Consider the following 16,808-nt stretch of genomic DNA (forward strand, 5'->3'; position numbering starts at 1 on the left):
CACCCGCGAGGCGGTCCTGCGCGGGTGGCCCTGTTGAATGTTGACGTTGGCGGGGCTTACTTTTCTTCGCCTGTTTTGGTGACAACGCCAGGAACGATCGGCTGCTTGGCGTCAACGGTCTCGCCCTTGATGACCTTGCCTGCGGTCGCAACCGCAACCTTGCCCATCTGGTCCGGATACTGTGCGATCACGCCGACCATGACAGGATCGTTCTTGACCGCATTGCGGGCTTCTTCCATGCCGTCGAAGCCGATGACCTTGACCTGATCCTGCAGCTTTGCCGACTTGACGGCGGAGGCAGCGGCAAGGGCCGCATCGTCGCCGAAGCCGAAGATGCCGACGACGTCGGGGTTCGCCTGCAGGATGTTCTGGGCGGCGGCAAGCGCCTCGGGACGGGTGATGCCGGTCTGGATGGAGACGATCTTGATATCGGGATGCGCGGCAATCGCCTTCTTGAAGCCTTCGACGCGATCAACCACCGACTGCACCGTCGGGTAGTCAATGACGGCCACATTACCCTTGTCGCCGATCTGCTTGGCCATCAGTTCGCCAGCCTTGACGCCGCCGGTATAGTTGTCGGTGCCGACATGCGAGGTGACTTCAACGCCCTTGGCCGGAACGTCAACGGTGATCACCTTGATGCCAGCCTTCTGCGCCTTGGCGATGGCGGATTTCACGCCCGTGCTGTCCACAGGCGAAATGATGATGACGCTGACGCCCTTGGTGATGAAATCTTCCACATCGGCGAGCTGCTTGTTCAGGTCCTGATTGGCAATCGCGATTTCAAGCGGCAGGTTTTCCGCCTTGGCTTCCGCGGTCATTGCCGAAGCGAGCGAGATATAGAACGGATGCTGCTGGGTGAGCAGCGAAGCGCCGATACCTTCGGCAAAAGCGCCGGTGGCCATCAGTGCGGCGGCGCCAGCAAGCAGCAGTTTGGTAAAATGGGTACGGATCATTGTTCCCTCCAGAACAGTTGTTTTCTCGAAAGCCGGCAGATGGGCATTGGCGATACACAACCGGATACTGCATGGCCGTTCTGCCGTGCTTCGTCCGTTGGCGATGGCCGATGCTCCTCCCACCTTCGTCCGCCGCATGGATGTTCAATTTATGCTGCTGTGTCAATATAAAAATTTGCGCGCGTAAAGTTTATTGCAGAAAGATGATCCGCATTCGTCACAATATTTTATTCGTTTGATGATGGCTGCTTGATGTCAGGACCGTCATTTCGCGGGGTGTGGTCACGGAAGAGATAGTGGGAGGCAAGGAGAACCGGCTCCAGGATGACCACGCCGAACAGGATGCCCGCAAGCCGTTCGATACCGGGTTCCAGCGCGGCACTGCTATAGGTGTCGGGCACGAGGACCACAAGAAAGGCAAGGACGAACTGCGTTCCGATATAGCTGATGGAGGAGTTGCTGTTTTCGATATGCCGCCCGACAAGCACACCGATACACACGCCGAGGGTCATGAGGACGGGTGAATGATGACTGCCGAGCAGGATGATCGTGGCGATCAGGCCGCCAACGCTGCAGCCGACAAAGCGCAGCACCAGCCGCGATGTGATCGGGTTGAGCACGCTTGCGGCCAGACTGCTCACCGGAATCATCATCACGGCCATGATGGTAATGCTCGACTGGCTGAGGGAGGTGATGCCCGTCCACAGCCATATCCATGGAATCAGGCCAAGGGCGATTGCGGCCTGCAGCGCATGCTTCGCGGCGCCCCGGTGCCAGATCACTGAGTGTCTTATCGCGGTCTGCGCTGGCGTTTCCCGGGATTGCCGCGGCAGCCGGCGTCTTATGGTAAAGGTCGATACCGCGCTGACGAGAATGCAGGCGAGGGTGCCCGCAAGGATTTCGACAAGGCGCGACTGGGCGAACGGCAGCACCGATTCCGATGGATGTTTCATGCCGTCGATCAGCACCATGCAGAATGTCAGCCCGGTGAACAGCCAGGCATAGCTGCGTTTGCCGACGAGGGCGAAGTAAAGGGTGACGCCGCCGATAACGACCAGCGACAGGCTGAGAAGGAACGGCGTGCCGATGACAAGCGGGGCCAGGGCCAAAGCCGCACCCGCACCCGCCGATGTGCCGATGATGCGCAGAATGCCGCGGGTGAGACTTTCCGATACATGCGAGCGCATCACCATGTAGCCGCTGAACGCCGCCCAACCGACGTTTTTCGCCCCAAGGACGTGCGCGAAGATGATGGCGAGCAGCACGGATATGACGCACTCGAACTCGTCGACCATCCGCGGTCCGGGCCTTGCCAACGACCGGAGCTCCCGCACGCTTGCGGTTGCGAAAACAGTAAGGCTGGCTGTGGCTTGCCGCAGATAGTTCATTGTTTGCTTCTACCGGTCTTGCAGCCAGCTGTCGATGTTTCGATTGCCGGGCAAGACGTGGCTTCCGAACCAATGCCGCTCTTGTTACTCTCGCACATCCTTAACGCTGGAGCACTGCCATGGGCCACGCATTCGACGCGATCATCATAGGGGCGGGGCAAGCGGGTCCATCGCTCGCCGACCGGCTGACCGCGGCTGGCATGAGCGTGCTGATTGTCGAGCGAAAACTGTTTGGCGGCACCTGCGTCAATACCGGATGCATGCCGACGAAGACGATGGTTGCCAGCGCCTACGCGGCGCACCTTGCCCGGCGCGGCGCTCACTATGGCGTTGTGATAGAACAGCCTATTCGCGTCGACATGAAGCGAGTGCGGCAGCGTGCCGATACCGTTTCATTCAATGCCCGCACGGGCGTCGAGACCTGGCTGCGCGGCATGCGCAATTGCCGGGTTGTCGAGGGGCATGCCCGGTTCGTCGACGCTCATACGATTGCTGTCGACGGAGTGCTTTTTCAGGCGCCGCGCATTTTCATCAATGTGGGCGGGCGTGCCAACATTCCGGATATGCCGGGTATTCGGGATGTCGATTGTCTCACCAATACGACCATGATGCAGCTCGATACCTTGCCTCGGCATCTGGTGGTGGTTGGCGGCAGCTATATCGGCCTCGAATTTGCGCAGATGTACCGGCGCTTCGGATCGCAGGTCACTGTCGTTGAGAAAGGTCCCCGGCTGGTTGGACGCGAAGACGCCGATGTGTCCGAGGCGATCAGGTCCATCCTGGACAATGAAGGCATTGCCTGCCGTCTCGATGCCAATTGCATTGCGTTCAAACCGCATGCCGACGGCACGGAAGTTCATCTCGATTGCGATTCCGGCGCGCGCAGTGTGGTCGGCTCGCATGTGCTGCTGGCGATTGGCCGCCGTCCCAATACCGACGATCTCGGTCTGGACAAGGCAGGCATCCAGACGGACGAGCGGGGTTACATCAAGGTCGATGACTTTCTGGCGACGAGTGCCGACGGTGTCTGGGCGCTTGGAGACTGCAACGGGCAGGGCGCATTCACCCACACGGCCTATAATGATTATGAGATCGTGGCGGCCAACCTCCTGGATGGCGAGAGCCGCAAGGTCAGCGATCGGGTTCCCGGCTATGCGCTCTATATCGACCCGCCGCTCGGCCGGGCGGGAATGAGCGAAACCCAGGCCAGGGCAACGGGCCGCCCCATTCTGGTGTCGAAGCGACCCATGATCCGGGTTGGCCGAGCCGTCGAGAAGGATGAAACGCAGGGCTTCATGAAGATCGTTGCCGATGCGCAGACACAGCAGATCTTGGGCGCGGCGATTCTGGGTACCGGCGGCGATGAGGCGATCCATGGCATCATCGACGCGATGAGCGCCAAGGTGGGCTATCCCACGCTGAAATGGGCGGTGCCTGTCCACCCCACCGTTTCCGAACTGATCCCGACAGTTCTCGGCGATTTGTCCGCGCCGGTGCTCTGACAAGGCCCGCGTCAAAGTGGAGCGACGGCGCAACTTGTTCCGGAGAAAATTAGAGGTTATTGCCTTGTTCAGATATGACGGATAGCCTTTATGCGTGTTTGCGGTCGAGCCCACGCCCTCCGGTGGTTTCGGCCGATACGGAATAAAAGGGGAGGAGATGATGAGATGACCACTGCATTCGATACAGCCGATGAAGCCGCCATTCAGCAGTGCGAAGAACGCCTGAGGTCTGCGATGCTGCGCAGCGACGTTGAAGCGCTCGATGTGCTTCTGGCCAACGACCTCATTTTCATCGATCATCAGGGACGCCGGATTGAAAAGGCGCAGGACCTTGAAGCGCATCGCAGCGGTGTCCTGGCGCTCGAACAGATCGACGTCCTCGACAGCATCATCCGGCCGCTCGGCAATGCAGTCCTGGTTTCGTTGCGGGTCAGGTTTACCGGAACCTATTACGGCGAAAAGTTTTCTGAAAAACTGGCTTTTACCCGTGTCTGGAGCCGCACGGCGGATGACTGGGCCGTTACCCTGGCCCATTGCTCCAGAATCACCATGTAAACAAAAGCAGAGAACCGGCCGGCGAAACTCCGGTCAGTTCGTCCATGTGCGTTCGAGAACGCTTATCCAGTTGCCGTGGCAGATCTTGTCGAGCGCCTCCCCATCATAACCCGCCTGGCGCAGGGCATCGACCAGCAATTGCAGGTCGCCGGCATCGCGCATGGCGGCTGGAATGGTTGTGCCATCGAAGTCCGATCCGAGTGCAACATGATCGATCCCGATGCGATCGACGATGTAATCGACATGCCGCACCAGCTCACTCAAATCCGTGTCGGGATTTCTCACGCCGTCCTGACGCAGGAACAGGACGCCGAAGTTCAGGCCGACCAGTCCGCCTGTATCACGGATCGCGTCGAGCTGGCGGTCCGTCAGATTGCGGCTGTGCGTGCACAGCGCATGTACATTGGAATGCGAAGCCACGAGCGGCGCGTCCGATATGGCCGCAATGTCCCAGAAGCCCTGTTCGTTCATGTGGGAAAGATCAACCATGATCCGCAGCTCATTGCAGGTGCGGATCAGCTGTTTGCCATGGTCGGTCAGGCCCGGCCCGATATCCGGGGAACTGGGAAAGCGGAAGGGCACGCCATGGGCAAAGATATTGCTGCGGCTCCACACGGGTCCGAGCGTGCGCAACCCCGCCTGATGCAGGACGTAGAGTGCATCGAGGTCGGGTCCGATGGCTTCCGCGCCTTCGATATGGAGCACCGAGGCAAACGCCCCGTCTTTCATTGCATTGCGGATATCATCCGCCGTCCGGCAGATGCGCAGGCGGTCTTCCGCCTGCCGTTCGATCCGTGTCAGAAGCGCGGCCATGGCCAGGGTGGTGTTGAGCGCACTTTCCATGTCCGGCGTGTTGTAATCGCCGTTGGTATTTTTCTGCGGCGATGGCGTCGGAACGTAAATCGCGCACAGTCCTCCCGCCAGCCCGCCCTTTTTCGCGCGCGGCAGGTCGATATGACCCGCATTTTCCCCCTCGATGAAGCGCTTCTCCGGTGACGGTTCGGTCGACATCCAGAGGCGGAGCAGGACATCGTTGTGCCCGTCGAAAACCGGGACGATTGAATGGCTGGTCATGGGTCAGGAAACCTTGGTGCGTTTTGCGGTGGCGGGAGCCGAGTCCCGAAGCTGTCACCAGCTTTGGCGCGAATACAGGCAAATGGCAAATGCGTTTTCGGTCGCTGCCCATGCGCGCAACGCATCGGCACGTCTGTTCCGTACCTCTGTTCCTGCCGCATGCACAGTGTGCATAGGTACTGCCAAAATCGGCATTGGCCGCCCGTTCGACCAGCATGATAGAGCCTGCTTAAAAAATTGACACGCAAGAAATTTGGGCGGCGAGCCAGTCAGACGATGTCTGCGGCGGGGCGGCGTCCGGGAACAAAAGAACCATGAGCAAAGGGGCACGCACCATGATCTCAAGACGCAATCTGTTGATTGGCGGCGCAGCGATACCGTTTCTATCCTATGTCAATCTGACCCAGGCATTTGCCGATACGCCGAAGGACATCCTTGTTGTCGCGCAGCAGATCGACAACATGACCAGCCTTGATCCGCATGAAAGCTTTGAGGCGGTCGGCAGCGAGATTGCCGGCAATATCTATCACAAGCTGGTGCATCCCAATCTCGAAAATGCCGATCAGGTCGATGGCGGCCTGGCCGAATCATGGGAGGCCGATGCCGACGGCAAGGTGTTCACGTTCAAGATGCGTGCGGGTGCAAAGTTTGCCAGCGGCGCGCAGGTGACAGCCGAAGACGCGGCATTTTCCCTGCAGCGCGCCGTCAAGATGAACAAGGGACCCGCGTTCATCATCACGCAGTTCGGCTTTACCGCCGAGAATGTCGAGCAGCAGATCAAGGCTGTTGACGACACGACATTGAAGATCACCGTTGAAAAGCCGGTTTCCCTGTCCTTCCTGCTCTATTGCCTGTCGGCCAATGTCGGCAGCATCGTCGAGAAGAAGATTGTCCTGGAAAACGTGGCGGGCGACGATTTCGGCAATGGCTGGCTGCAAAAGAACAGTGCCGGTTCCGGCGAGTGGGTGCTCATGGCCTGGAAGCCCAGCGAAAGCGTCACGCTCAAGGTCAATCCGGAAGGCGCCTATAAGGGCAACATCAAGCGCATCATCCTGCGCCATGTGGTCGATCCGTCATCCCAGCTGCTGATGCTGCAGAAGGGCGATGCCGATATCGCGCGCAACCTGACGACCGAGCAGCTGCGCACGCTTCAGGGCGACGAAAACTATACGCTGGTGCAGAAGGGCGTGGCTTCGCTGGTCCTCATCTCGCTCAACCAGAAGAACCCGAATCTGGCCAAGCCGCAGGTCTGGCAGGCGGTCAAATGGGCGATCGACTACAAGGGCATCCAGCAGAACATCGTGCCGCTGACGCACAAAATCCATCAGAGCTTCCTGCCCGAGGGCTTTCCCGGCGCGGTGAACGACACACCCTTCCAGAAGGACGTCGAAAAGGCCAAGGCACTCATGGCCGAGGCAGGCCTTGCCGGTGGTTTCGACATCGTCATGGACCATTATTCGGCCCAGCCCTATCCGGATATTGCGCAGGCTCTTCAGGCGAACCTTGCCGAAATCGGCATCCGCGTTCAGCTGCAGGCGGCCGAAAACCGCCAGGTCCTGACGAAAATGCGTGCCCGCGAACATCAGATGGCGCTGTCCGCCTGGGGTTCGGACTATTTCGATCCGCATGCCAATGCTGATGTCTTCAACATCAATCTCGACAACTCGGACAATGCAAAGACCAAGCCGTTCCTCTGGCGCTCGTCCTGGCAGGATGCGGAAATGACCAAAAAGGCCGAGGAAGCCCGCGACGAGAAGGATCCGCAGAAGCGCATCGAGCTCTACGAAGCCTTGCAGAAGGCGCATATGGAGCACAGCCCCTTTGCCCTGATGCTGCAGACAAAAACCACGGCTGCCTGCCGCAAGGCTGTTTCGGGCATGCGCCTTGGCACATTGTCTGATTCCCACTCCTATGCAGGGATCGCAAAGGCTTGAACGCGCGGATAAAAAATCTGTCCAGCCTTCTCGGCAGTGTCTTCCTGACACTGCTCGGGTTGACGGTGATCACGTTCATGATCGGCCGCGTCATGCCGGTCGATCCCGTGATCGCCGCCGTGGGCGACAATGCGCCCGAGGCCGTCATCGCCCGGGCGCGGATCGAAATGGGACTGGATCAGCCGGTGGTGGTCCAGTTCCTCCACTATCTCGCGCAGATCGTTCAGGGTGATCTCGGCAAGTCCATCCTGACCCGCAATCCTGTGGCGACCGATATCGCGCGTTATTTCCCGGCCACGCTGGAACTGGCAACCGCGGCGCTCATTCTTGCCGCCGTGATCGGTATTCCGCTGGGCGTCTGGGCCGCGGTTCGGCAGGGAAGCTATGTCGACCAGACCATCCGCGTCATCTGTCTCGCCGGCCATTCCGTTCCGGTTTTCGTGCTGGCGATGATTTCGCTGCTGGTGTTTTACGCCGTGCTCGGCATTGCGCCGGGGCCGGGGCGTCAGGACATCATTTTTCAGGATATGGTGCCGCACGTCACTGGCATCCTGACGATCGACTCCATCATTGCCGGGGATTGGGATGCGCTTTATGACGCGCTCATCCACATGATCCAGCCCGTCTGTATCCTCGCCTATTTCAGCATGGCCTACATCACGCGCATGACCCGCGCCTTCATGCTGGATGCGCTCAAGGGCGAGTTCGTCATTACCGCGCGCGCCAAGGGGCTGTCTGCCGCCGCCGTTGTCTGGAAACATGCCTTTGCGACCGTCGCGGTCCAGCTCGTCACGGTTCTCGCGCTCACCTATGCCGGTCTGCTGGAAGGGGCTGTTGTGACGGAAACGGTGTTCAGCTGGCCGGGCCTTGGGCAATATCTGACCATCTCGCTGATGAATGCGGACATGAACCCGGTTGTGGGCGCAACGCTGCTGATCGGCCTGATCTATGTCGTCCTCAACCTGCTCGCCGATATCTTATACAAACTGCTGGATCCACGCGTCCGATGATACAGACATCTTTTCGTAACTGGGCGCTGGATGAAACCCCCGCCTCGCGCTCGCAAGCCAATTGGGGACGCCGGTACCGTATCTGGCTGAGCCTGAAGTCCAATCCTCTGGCGATGATCGGCCTCGGCATCATTCTTCTGTTTACCCTGCTGTCACTGCTGGCACCCTTGATCGCGCCCTATGATCCGAGCCTGCAAAATCTCGGCAACAGATTGGCGCGTCCCTCGGCGGTGCATTGGTTCGGAACGGATGAACTGGGGCGGGATATCCTGTCGCGCATCCTGTTCGGCGGCCGCGTCACCCTTGGAATGGTGGTGTCGGTGGTAGCTGTCGTCGCGCCGATTGGTCTGGCTGTGGGCTGTGTTGCCGGATATATGGGCGGTGTGGTCGATTCCGCTCTCATGCGGATCACCGACGTGTTTCTGGCGTTTCCGCGTCTCATTCTTGCGCTCGCCTTCGTCGCTGCGCTGAAGCCGGGCGTGGAGAGTGCAATCCTGGCGATCGCCTTGACCGCCTGGCCGCCCTATGCGCGCCTCGCCCGGGCGGAAACCATGACGATCCGCAACACCGATTATGTCGCCGCGTACCGCCTGACCGGCGCCTCGCGCTGGCGCATCATGCTGCGCCATATCGCGCCGCTGTGCGTGCCGAGCCTGATCGTGCGCACCACGCTCGACATGAGTTCGATCATCATCACTGCGGCCAGTCTCGGTTTTCTCGGCATGGGCGCGCAGGCGCCGTCCCCGGAATGGGGCGCGATGATTGCCACGGCCAAACGCTTCATCTTCGAACAGTGGTGGGTTGCGACAATCCCGGGAATAGCGATCTTCATGGTATCGCTCGCCTTCAACTTCCTGGGTGATGGCCTGCGTGACGTCCTCGACCCGAAGCAGAATTAGGAAACAGGATGCTGGTCGATATCAAGAACCTTCGTATTGCCTTTGAAACACGAACAAGCCGGTTCGAGGCCGTGCGCGGCGTATCCATGCAGCTGGGCACAGAAAAACTCGGCATCGTCGGCGAAAGCGGTTCGGGCAAGTCCCTGACGGCGCGCGCCCTGATGAAGCTTCTGCCAAGCAATGCCAGGATTGAAGCCGACAGGCTTGCGTTCGATGGCATCGACATTCTCGGTGCTTCGGAACGCGGCATGCGCCAGATCCGCGGAAAGCGTGCCGGGTTCATTCTGCAGGACCCGAAATATTCGCTCAATCCGGTGAAGACGGTTGGCAGCCAGATTGCCGAATCATGGCCCACCCACAAGAAGGGCAGCCGGAAAGAAGCGGCGGAAGCCGCCATTGAACTGCTGGATCAGGTAATGATCCGTGAACCCCGCAAGGTGGCCGGTGCTTACCCCAACGAGATTTCGGGCGGCATGGGGCAGCGCGTCATGATCGCCATGATGCTGGCACCCGATCCGGAACTGCTGATCGCCGATGAGCCGACCAGCGCACTCGATGCAACGGTGCAGGCGGAAATCCTGCGTCTCATTGACGATCTGGTGTCGCGCCGGGGCATGGGCCTCATCCTGATCAGCCATGACCTGCCGCTGGTCTCGCATTTCTGCGACAGGGTTGCCGTCATGTATTCCGGCCGGGTTGTGGAAGAGCTCAAGGCTTCCGAGCTCGCCATGGCACAGCATCCCTACACGAAGGGCCTGCTGAATTGCATGCCGTCGCTGATGCACCCCAAGGAAAGACTTCCCGTTCTCACTCGCGATGCAGCGTGGCTCAACCCATGATCAAGGTCGATCAACTCAGAATCTCATTCGGCACGCATGAAGTTGTCCGCGGCGTTTCCTTTGATGTTGCCAAGGGCGGCAGCTTCGGCATCGTTGGGGAAAGCGGATCGGGCAAATCAACGGTTCTGCGCGCGATGGCCGGTCTCAATGAAGACTGGAGCGGGCGCATCGCCTTCGATGGCACGGATGCGCCGCTGAAGCGTCCGCCGGCTTTTTTTCGTCAGGTGCAGATGGTGTTCCAGGATCCGTTCGGTTCGCTGCACCCGCGCCAGACCATCGACCGGATTCTCAGTGAACTCCTCCTGGTGCACAAGCTGCCGGACGTTGAAAAACGCATCAAGCAGGCACTTTCGGACGTTGCCCTGCCGCAGACCGTGCGCTTTCGCTATCCGCACCAGCTTTCCGGCGGCCAGCGCCAGCGTGTTGCCATTGCCCGCGCGCTGATTGCCGAACCGCAGGTCCTGCTGCTGGACGAGCCGACCAGCGCGCTTGACGTTTCGGTGCAGGCGGAAATTCTCAACCTCTTGGCGGATCTACGGCAGGCACGGAATTTGACCTATGTCCTCGTCAGCCACAATCTGGCGGTCATCGCGCATCTGTGCCCGCAGCTTGGCGTCATGCTGAACGGCGAGATGGTCGAGCAATTGAGCGCCGATGATCTGCGGGCAGGACGCACGAAACACGCGCATACATCGGCGCTTCGTACGTTGAGCATCGATCTCGAAGAACCGGCATAACGGAGGACAGGATGTCCGTCAGTTTGAATTGGGTGGCCGCTGCGGCCTGTGCCGAAAACTTTGCAAGTCAATGGCCGGCCAACGAGCCGGGCGGGGCCATCATCGGTTTCGATAGGCAAGGCATCCGCTCCGCCTACGCCGGGGGGTTGGAAAGCCTTGCGACAGGCACGGCGTTTTCAGCTGACAGCGTGGTGCGCTACGCCTCGGTGACCAAGCATGTTTTTTCGGCGATGGTGCTGCAAAACGCTGGTCTTATCGCGCTGGATGATCGCCTCGGTGACCATCTTGCGGAGCTGCAGGCGCCGCTCGCCGACGTGACCGTTGGCCGTGCCCTCGACATGAGCGGCGGTCTGCCGGATGTGCGCGAATGCCTGACGCTTCTCGGGCTGTCCGTTTACACGGAAACACAGAAACAGCCGCTCCTGGATTTTCTCAGCTCGCTGACACGGCTGAACTTCGATGCCGGTACGGACGTTTCGTACTCCAACACCGGCTATCGTCTGGTCGAAGCGGCTCTCGAACGCAAGGGGAAGACCTTCGACGCTTTTGTCCAGGATGAGATTGCCGGTCCGCTGGGTATCTTCCTCAAGGCACCGGAAGTGTGGAACGATCCGGTTTCCGGTCTCGTGCCGGGCTATTTCAAGGATGGTGAAACGTGGCAGCTCAGTGCTGCCGGCCTGCATATCTCCGCGTCCGGCAGTCTGACGGGGAGCGGCAACAGCCTTGCCGTATGGCTGCAGCATTTGCTTGCAGGCGGTGATCGCCATGCGGGCCTGCTCGCGACACTTTCCGCCACCCGCTGTATGGGCGATGGCCGCCCATCCAGTTACGGACTTGGTCTGCGCTGGTCGGAACTGACAGGGCGCCGTTTCGTCGGCCATGGCGGTTCTCACCCCGGCTACAAATCCTATTTCCTCCTTGATCCGGAAGCGGGAACCGGGTTTGTCGTTGTGTCCAATCGCGACGATACCAACGGCTACAAGATTGCCCTGGCCGCGATGGGTGCCCTCACGGGACTGCCGCTGCCGCGGACAAACTGCACCATTCCCGACGGTCTCTACGTCACGGAAACCGGCCCGTACTGGATTGAAATGGCCGGCGGCATTGCCACCTATCTCGACGCCGAGGACACGCTCTATGACGATGGCGACGGCTGGTTTTCATCGCGATCCGCTTCCTCGCCGATGCGGCTGCGCTGGACCGGCACGGCTCTGGAAGGCGAGGCGGGTTATATCGAGCGGCGATTCCTGCCGGTAAAGCCGGGACTGGCATCCGCAGATCTCAACGGCCATTGGGTCGCCGCTGAATATGGGGCGCGTTTCGATATCCGCGATGGCATGGTAGTCATGGGGATCGGCCCGACGCGCCATGCCATGCCATTGGTTCCCCTGGGCAATGGCCGTTTCCTCTTCACTCTCATCGATGGACCCTGGCGCAAGCGCATCTGCCTGCATTGCCTTGCCGATGGAAAAGTCGAGCTGGTTCTCAGCCGCAGCCGCATGATGGAATATACGCTGGCACGCTGATTTTGATTTGAAATCCGCATCGCTTTCCGTAATACGGGAAGGCGCCCGCCCACTGCGGGTGCCTTTTTGTTTTTTAAGCAGGAACCGTCCCATTGGAAATCAAGTGGCTCGAAGACTTTCTCGCGCTGGCGAATACGCTGAATTTTTCGAAAGCTGCCGATGAGAGACATGTCACGCAGTCCGCTTTCAGCCGGCGCATCAAGCAGTTGGAGGCCTGGCTTGGAACAACCCTCATAGACCGGGCGACCTATCCGTCCCGCCTGACCGATGCGGGAGACAAGTTTGTGCCCGTCGCGCAGGAGGCGTTGAAGACGCTTCATCAGGCCCGGCGCAAATTCAAGGTGGACGAAGGGATCGATGCGCACACGATCACCTTCACGGCGCTGCACACCCTGTCATTCACCCTTTTCCCGGAATGGCTGAAGGCGCTGAACATCAAAACCGGACCGGTCCTGTCCCGGTTGCGCCCGGACTCCGGCATCATGGAACAGAACGCCAATTCCCTGGTGGATGGCGAATGCGACTTCCTTTTGACCTACGCCCACGCGTCGGTGCCGTTGCTGCTCGATCCCCTGGAGTTCGAGTATCAGCTGCTCGGTTCGGAAAATATCATTCCGGTGTCGGCACCCGGCGCCGATGGAGAACCGTTGCATGCGCTCGGCCATGAGGGAAAACCGGTCGCCTATATCAGCTATGAAAAGGCTTCGTTCTTCGGCCAGCTGATGGCTGATCTCTTTGCCAGGCGGCAGCCGGACTACACGCTTGTGCATGAGGGCAGCATGGCCGTCGGACTGACGGGCATGGCGCTTGCCGGCTGGGGTGTCGCCTGGGCACCGGAGAGCCTGACACGAGCCGATCTCGCGCAGGGCGCGCTGGTCCGCGCTGCCGATCCAAGCTGGGATATCAGCGTCGACATCCGGCTTTACCGGTCCCGGCAAAACCGGCGGCCCGTGGTTCGCCGCGTCTGGCAAGCCATCGCCGAAATGACGTCATCGCACTGACGCCGTCCGATCTGCCTTGCCGATATGGAAAGGCAGATCCGTAGCGCCGAGGGTCAGACCGCCGTCTTGTACGCGTGCTCGATATACAATTCACGCAACCGCCGCATGACAGGGCCGGGTGTACCGTTGCCAACGGGCAGTCCGTCGATCGTCGTGACCGGCAGGACAAAGTTGGATGCGCTGCTCATGCCCGCCTCCGTGGCGGCAAGAGCCTCGGCGAGGCTGAACGGGCGCTCCTCGATACGCATGCCGGTTTCCTGTGCCAGCTGCAGAAGAGCGAGACGCGTGCATCCGGGCAGCGTCTTGCTGCTGTTGGCACGGGTGACGATCGAGCCTTCCGGTGTCACGATATAGGCCGTCGAGGATGCGCCTTCCGTGACCAGGCCGTCTTCGATCATCCAGGCTTCCTGGCAGCCCGCTTCCTTGGCGATACGCTTGGCCAGGACCTGCGGCAACAGGCAGGTGCTCTTGATATCCCGGCGCGCCCAGCGCATGTCGTCGACGGATTTGATGGCGAGCCCCGTATTCACGGCCGGCAAATCGATCAGCTTCTTGACCTGGGTGAACATGATAAGCGTCGGTTCGAGGTCATCGGAAAACAGAAAGTCCCGTTCCTCGGCACCGCGCGTCATCTGCAGATAGATCAAGCCCTCGACGAGCGCATTTCGCTCGATCAGGGTCTTTTGAATCTGCTCGATCTCTTCGGGCGAGATCGCCATCCGGATGCCGATCTCATTCGTCGACCGTTGCAGCCGCGTGGTGTGCGGCTTGCTGTCGACTAGTTTGCCGCCAAGAACGGCAGTGACTTCATAAATCCCGTCGCCGAAAAGAAAGCCGCGATCAAAGATGGAAATATGTGCTTCCGCAGCGGGAACGAACGCGCCGTTGACGTAGGCGATGCGGCTGTCGGCCGTGTGTTTCATGGGAACTCCTTGGTATGAAAAGGGTACGCCGGCCGGGAAATCATCGGCGGGCGAGGCGCTTCAATGTCGCGAGCGAGATGGCCTCGACCCGGTTGGGGCTTGATGTGCCAGCATTGAAACCTTCGGTGGTTTGCGCCATGCACAGGGAATTGAGGATGCTTTCTTCCGTTGCTTCGATGGCTGCCTCGAACAGCGGCGACACAAGCTCATTGGGCAAATCCGGTATTGCCGTGACTTTCTTGCGCTGCTTTTTCGTGCGGCGAACCTCCGGTGCGGTGGAAAAGGCCAGGGCGTAATCGCCCGAACCATTGCTCAGCGCCGCACCGGTTCGGGCGAGGCCGCCAAAAGCGCGTGTGGCCAGACGCTTCAGATTGCGATCAGACAGAGGCGCGTCGGTGGCCACGATGATGACGATGGAGCCGTCCCGGTCTTCACTTGCCGAACTGGCATAGGGTTGGCCATCGATGCGCAGATGCCCGCCATAGTTGGACTGGACGAGAATGCCGACGGTATAATCCTTGCCGCCTGTGCTGACGCGTCTGGAACTTGTGCCGATGCCGCCTTTCAGGCCGAAGGCCACCGTTCCCGTGCCTGCGCCGACGCTGCCTTCCGCGACAGGGCCGTCGGTGGCCGCGGCAAGCGCCGCGGCCATCTCCTCGATGCTGGGGCGCCCGCTGCGGATGTCATTGAGACGGGAATCATTGGTTTCGCCGACCACGGCATTGATGGAGACCAGCTGGCCGTTGTCCGGCTGCGACAGGGTCCAGCGGTTGATGGCTTCGATGGCCCTGCCGGTTGCCAATGTGTTTGTCAGAAGGATCGGCGTTTCCATCTCGCCCAGCTCTTCGATCTGGGTCGATCCGGCGAACTTTCCGTAACCGTTGAGCACGGCAATCGCGGCCGGTACCTTGTCCTGGAACAGGTTGCCGCCATGAGGCAGGATCGCGGTAGCGCCGGTGCGGATGGTTTCGCCTTCGACAATCGTCACGTGCCCCACACGCACGCCAGCCACATCGCTGATCGCGTTGAGCGGGCCGGGCGGATAGTGGCCGGGAGCAATGCCGATGTCCCGCGCTCTCGATCGTTGTGTGTTGCCGTTGGCCTGTGCCATCCCGTGCGCTCCCTTATGGCGTTTTCATAGCGCTCTTCGGCACGGGATGGCATCGCAAATGTGGAATAGTTCTATGTCGAATGCGCAATAGGCACGGCACCGCAATTTACCGCGACCACAGCGATCAGGCGAGGCAGGCTAATGCAGAGGCTTGACCTCAAGGAAAATGCCGGCCTCGCGTGCCGCATCGACAAATGCACGCCGGGCCTTGTGGGCTGGTTTCCACCCATCAAGGGCGTCCATACAGGATTGGAGTGCCTTCCGGTATTTGGGGCCGTGATTGCGCGGCCAGTGGATTTTGAGACATTCTACGGCTTCCCATGTGCTGTAGATCATCCTCTGTCCCGCAATGCCCAATCGTACTGCAACGGGGACAGAAAAACGTTTTTCACTCATCTCTTCCTCTTTTCCATCGCATGATTCCAACATCTCGATGATCGCAGGATTTTGGGGCAGCAATGAGTCATCCCTGCCGCAACCGGCGTTCCCGCGTGCTTGCGTCAGAGCGATGTGGGGACATCACCATGATCCACCCTGCGTGAGAATTCCGTTTCCAGGCCCTGTGCAAGCCGTGCCGCCTGACCGATCCAGTCTTCCCGTTCAATGCGTCCGGGAAAGGAGAGGTAGCTCCCGACCCATTCCGCATTCTGATGGTTCCACGCCGCGATTTGGCTGAACGTCCAGATGCCGAGCTCGTTGAGTTTGATTTCGTTGGTGTGGCCGACGCCAGCTATCCGTTTCAGATTATCAGGGGTTGCAACCCTGTCGATTGATGGCGGGCGCTGTCCGGGATGACCGTCGCTGGCCAGAGCCGTTGCGGCCGGCGCGGCGGCAACCGGTGCCGCCGCTGGGGCCATGGCGGGTTGCTGTTGGACAGCCGGTTCGGCGGCGCGCAGACTTGCCAGCCAGCTGCCGGCGAAATAACCGACGATGTAGCTGCCGACAAGCAGCAGGGCCGCTTCCAGAGACTGCCCGGCAAGACCCGGCAGCCATTTCAGCACCGCGACGACGAGGCCGACGACGAAGAGCAGACAAAGCAGTCTAAGCCAGCCCGGCCAGGAAACCGGCCGCCATGCCTGGACCGATCGCTGGAAGGTCATGAAACCCACTGCAATACCCAGAAGAAGCGCAATCAACATCCAAGGCCAGTACGTCGAAAGTAGATAGGTCATTGCCGTTCTCTCCTATTTGACAGAGAATTCGATCGGGCGAACAAGCGCCTTGCCTATATCAGTATCGTTCGATGCAATCGGATATGGGGAACCGAGGCCGGCGTCAGTCAGCCGCTCGGGTGATAGGCCGGCATTTGCCAGGCAAGTGGTGCTGGCCTTTGTCACTTTGAGGGCCGACTCA

At 60.1% G+C, this 16,808-nt stretch carries 16 protein-coding genes; 9 read left to right on the forward strand and 7 right to left on the reverse strand.

Annotated features, from left to right (window positions below; translation table 11 throughout):
- Window positions 1–56: 56 nt before the first annotated feature.
- Both ACIQWS_RS18210 and ACIQWS_RS18215 read right to left on the reverse strand, forming a co-directional pair.
- Window positions 57–956, reverse strand: a complete 900-nt coding sequence (locus tag ACIQWS_RS18210) for a substrate-binding domain-containing protein (RefSeq protein ID WP_403182400.1) — start codon at window positions 954–956, stop codon at window positions 57–59.
- 227 nt (window positions 957–1,183) lie between these two features.
- A complete protein-coding gene (locus ACIQWS_RS18215) occupies window positions 1,184–2,344 on the reverse strand; it encodes an FUSC family protein (RefSeq protein WP_403182403.1) in 1,161 nt (386 codons plus the stop codon).
- A 119-nt stretch (window positions 2,345–2,463) separates the two neighbouring features.
- On the opposite strand from ACIQWS_RS18215, the gene ACIQWS_RS18220 reads away from it, so the two are divergent.
- Complete coding sequence (locus ACIQWS_RS18220; RefSeq protein WP_403182406.1) at window positions 2,464–3,846, forward strand: FAD-containing oxidoreductase; 1,383 nt, start codon at window positions 2,464–2,466, stop codon at window positions 3,844–3,846.
- A 165-nt stretch (window positions 3,847–4,011) separates the two neighbouring features.
- Complete coding sequence (locus ACIQWS_RS18225; RefSeq protein WP_223614884.1) at window positions 4,012–4,401, forward strand: nuclear transport factor 2 family protein; 390 nt, start codon at window positions 4,012–4,014, stop codon at window positions 4,399–4,401.
- A 33-nt stretch (window positions 4,402–4,434) separates the two neighbouring features.
- Here the strand turns inward: ACIQWS_RS18225 and ACIQWS_RS18230 are convergent, their stop codons facing one another.
- Window positions 4,435–5,475, reverse strand: a complete 1,041-nt coding sequence (locus tag ACIQWS_RS18230; protein WP_403182409.1) for a dipeptidase — start codon at window positions 5,473–5,475, stop codon at window positions 4,435–4,437.
- 335 nt (window positions 5,476–5,810) lie between these two features.
- Here ACIQWS_RS18230 and ACIQWS_RS18235 point away from each other — a divergent pair, with 335 nt between their 5' ends.
- From ACIQWS_RS18235 to ACIQWS_RS18265, 7 genes are all read left to right on the forward strand, one after another.
- Window positions 5,811–7,409 (forward strand): ABC transporter substrate-binding protein, encoded by a 1,599-nt coding sequence (locus tag ACIQWS_RS18235; RefSeq protein WP_403182569.1) that lies wholly within the window; start codon window positions 5,811–5,813, stop codon window positions 7,407–7,409.
- A complete protein-coding gene (locus ACIQWS_RS18240; protein ID WP_403182412.1) occupies window positions 7,406–8,419 on the forward strand; it encodes an ABC transporter permease in 1,014 nt (337 codons plus the stop codon). The genes ACIQWS_RS18235 and ACIQWS_RS18240 overlap by 4 nt, the downstream gene beginning before the upstream one ends.
- A complete protein-coding gene (locus tag ACIQWS_RS18245; protein WP_403182415.1) occupies window positions 8,416–9,318 on the forward strand; it encodes an ABC transporter permease in 903 nt (300 codons plus the stop codon). The genes ACIQWS_RS18240 and ACIQWS_RS18245 overlap by 4 nt, the downstream gene beginning before the upstream one ends.
- Before the next feature lie 8 nt (window positions 9,319–9,326).
- Window positions 9,327–10,157 (forward strand): ABC transporter ATP-binding protein, encoded by an 831-nt coding sequence (locus tag ACIQWS_RS18250; protein WP_403182419.1) that lies wholly within the window; start codon window positions 9,327–9,329, stop codon window positions 10,155–10,157.
- Window positions 10,154–10,894 carry an ABC transporter ATP-binding protein gene (locus ACIQWS_RS18255; RefSeq protein WP_105733504.1) on the forward strand — a complete coding sequence of 247 codons (741 nt, stop codon included), beginning with the start codon at window positions 10,154–10,156 and terminating at the stop codon, window positions 10,892–10,894. The genes ACIQWS_RS18250 and ACIQWS_RS18255 overlap by 4 nt, the downstream gene beginning before the upstream one ends.
- Window positions 10,895–10,905: 11 nt before the next feature.
- The gene (locus tag ACIQWS_RS18260) at window positions 10,906–12,420 is read left to right on the forward strand and encodes a serine hydrolase domain-containing protein (protein ID WP_403182423.1); all 1,515 of its coding nucleotides are present in this window, start codon (window positions 10,906–10,908) and stop codon (window positions 12,418–12,420) included.
- Window positions 12,421–12,512: 92 nt separating this feature from the next.
- Complete coding sequence (locus tag ACIQWS_RS18265) at window positions 12,513–13,421, forward strand: LysR family transcriptional regulator (protein WP_403182427.1); 909 nt, start codon at window positions 12,513–12,515, stop codon at window positions 13,419–13,421.
- A 53-nt stretch (window positions 13,422–13,474) separates the two neighbouring features.
- On the opposite strand, the gene ACIQWS_RS18270 is transcribed toward ACIQWS_RS18265, so the two are convergent.
- From ACIQWS_RS18270 to ACIQWS_RS18285, 4 genes are all read right to left on the reverse strand, one after another.
- Window positions 13,475–14,344: a D-amino-acid transaminase gene (locus ACIQWS_RS18270; protein WP_346308492.1), complete on the reverse strand. Its 870-nt coding sequence runs from the start codon at window positions 14,342–14,344 to the stop codon at window positions 13,475–13,477.
- A 40-nt stretch (window positions 14,345–14,384) separates the two neighbouring features.
- Window positions 14,385–15,455, reverse strand: a complete 1,071-nt coding sequence (locus tag ACIQWS_RS18275; protein WP_403182432.1) for a P1 family peptidase — start codon at window positions 15,453–15,455, stop codon at window positions 14,385–14,387.
- 138 nt (window positions 15,456–15,593) lie between these two features.
- Complete coding sequence (locus ACIQWS_RS18280) at window positions 15,594–15,914, reverse strand: DUF982 domain-containing protein (RefSeq protein WP_346308490.1); 321 nt, start codon at window positions 15,912–15,914, stop codon at window positions 15,594–15,596.
- Window positions 15,915–15,955: 41 nt separating this feature from the next.
- A complete protein-coding gene (locus ACIQWS_RS18285) occupies window positions 15,956–16,627 on the reverse strand; it encodes a hypothetical protein (protein WP_403182436.1) in 672 nt (223 codons plus the stop codon).
- Between the last annotated feature and the right edge of the window lie 181 nt (window positions 16,628–16,808).

Origin of the sequence: Phyllobacterium sp. NPDC097923, assembly GCF_044760925.1 — a bacterium.
Taxonomy (GTDB): domain Bacteria; phylum Pseudomonadota; class Alphaproteobacteria; order Rhizobiales; family Rhizobiaceae; genus Phyllobacterium; species Phyllobacterium calauticae.

Bases quoted from the DNA above. Each gene is read 5' to 3' on its own strand.
- ACIQWS_RS18260 (WP_403182423.1), top strand. From the start codon at position 10,906: ATGTCCGTCAGTTTGAATTGGGTGGCCGCTGCGGCCTGTGCCGAAAAC.
- ACIQWS_RS18235 (WP_403182569.1), top strand. From the start codon at position 5,811: ATGATCTCAAGACGCAATCTGTTGATTGGCGGCGCAGCGATACCGTTT.
- ACIQWS_RS18245 (WP_403182415.1), top strand. From the start codon at position 8,416: ATGATACAGACATCTTTTCGTAACTGGGCGCTGGATGAAACCCCCGCC.
- ACIQWS_RS18225 (WP_223614884.1), top strand. From the start codon at position 4,012: ATGACCACTGCATTCGATACAGCCGATGAAGCCGCCATTCAGCAGTGC.
- ACIQWS_RS18215 (WP_403182403.1), bottom strand. From the start codon at position 2,344: ATGAACTATCTGCGGCAAGCCACAGCCAGCCTTACTGTTTTCGCAACC.
- ACIQWS_RS18230 (WP_403182409.1), bottom strand. From the start codon at position 5,475: ATGACCAGCCATTCAATCGTCCCGGTTTTCGACGGGCACAACGATGTC.
- ACIQWS_RS18210 (WP_403182400.1), bottom strand. From the start codon at position 956: ATGATCCGTACCCATTTTACCAAACTGCTGCTTGCTGGCGCCGCCGCA.
- ACIQWS_RS18220 (WP_403182406.1), top strand. From the start codon at position 2,464: ATGGGCCACGCATTCGACGCGATCATCATAGGGGCGGGGCAAGCGGGT.
- ACIQWS_RS18270 (WP_346308492.1), bottom strand. From the start codon at position 14,344: ATGAAACACACGGCCGACAGCCGCATCGCCTACGTCAACGGCGCGTTC.
- ACIQWS_RS18250 (WP_403182419.1), top strand. From the start codon at position 9,327: ATGCTGGTCGATATCAAGAACCTTCGTATTGCCTTTGAAACACGAACA.
- ACIQWS_RS18285 (WP_403182436.1), bottom strand. From the start codon at position 16,627: ATGACCTATCTACTTTCGACGTACTGGCCTTGGATGTTGATTGCGCTT.
- ACIQWS_RS18255 (WP_105733504.1), top strand. From the start codon at position 10,154: ATGATCAAGGTCGATCAACTCAGAATCTCATTCGGCACGCATGAAGTT.
- ACIQWS_RS18275 (WP_403182432.1), bottom strand. From the start codon at position 15,455: ATGGCACAGGCCAACGGCAACACACAACGATCGAGAGCGCGGGACATC.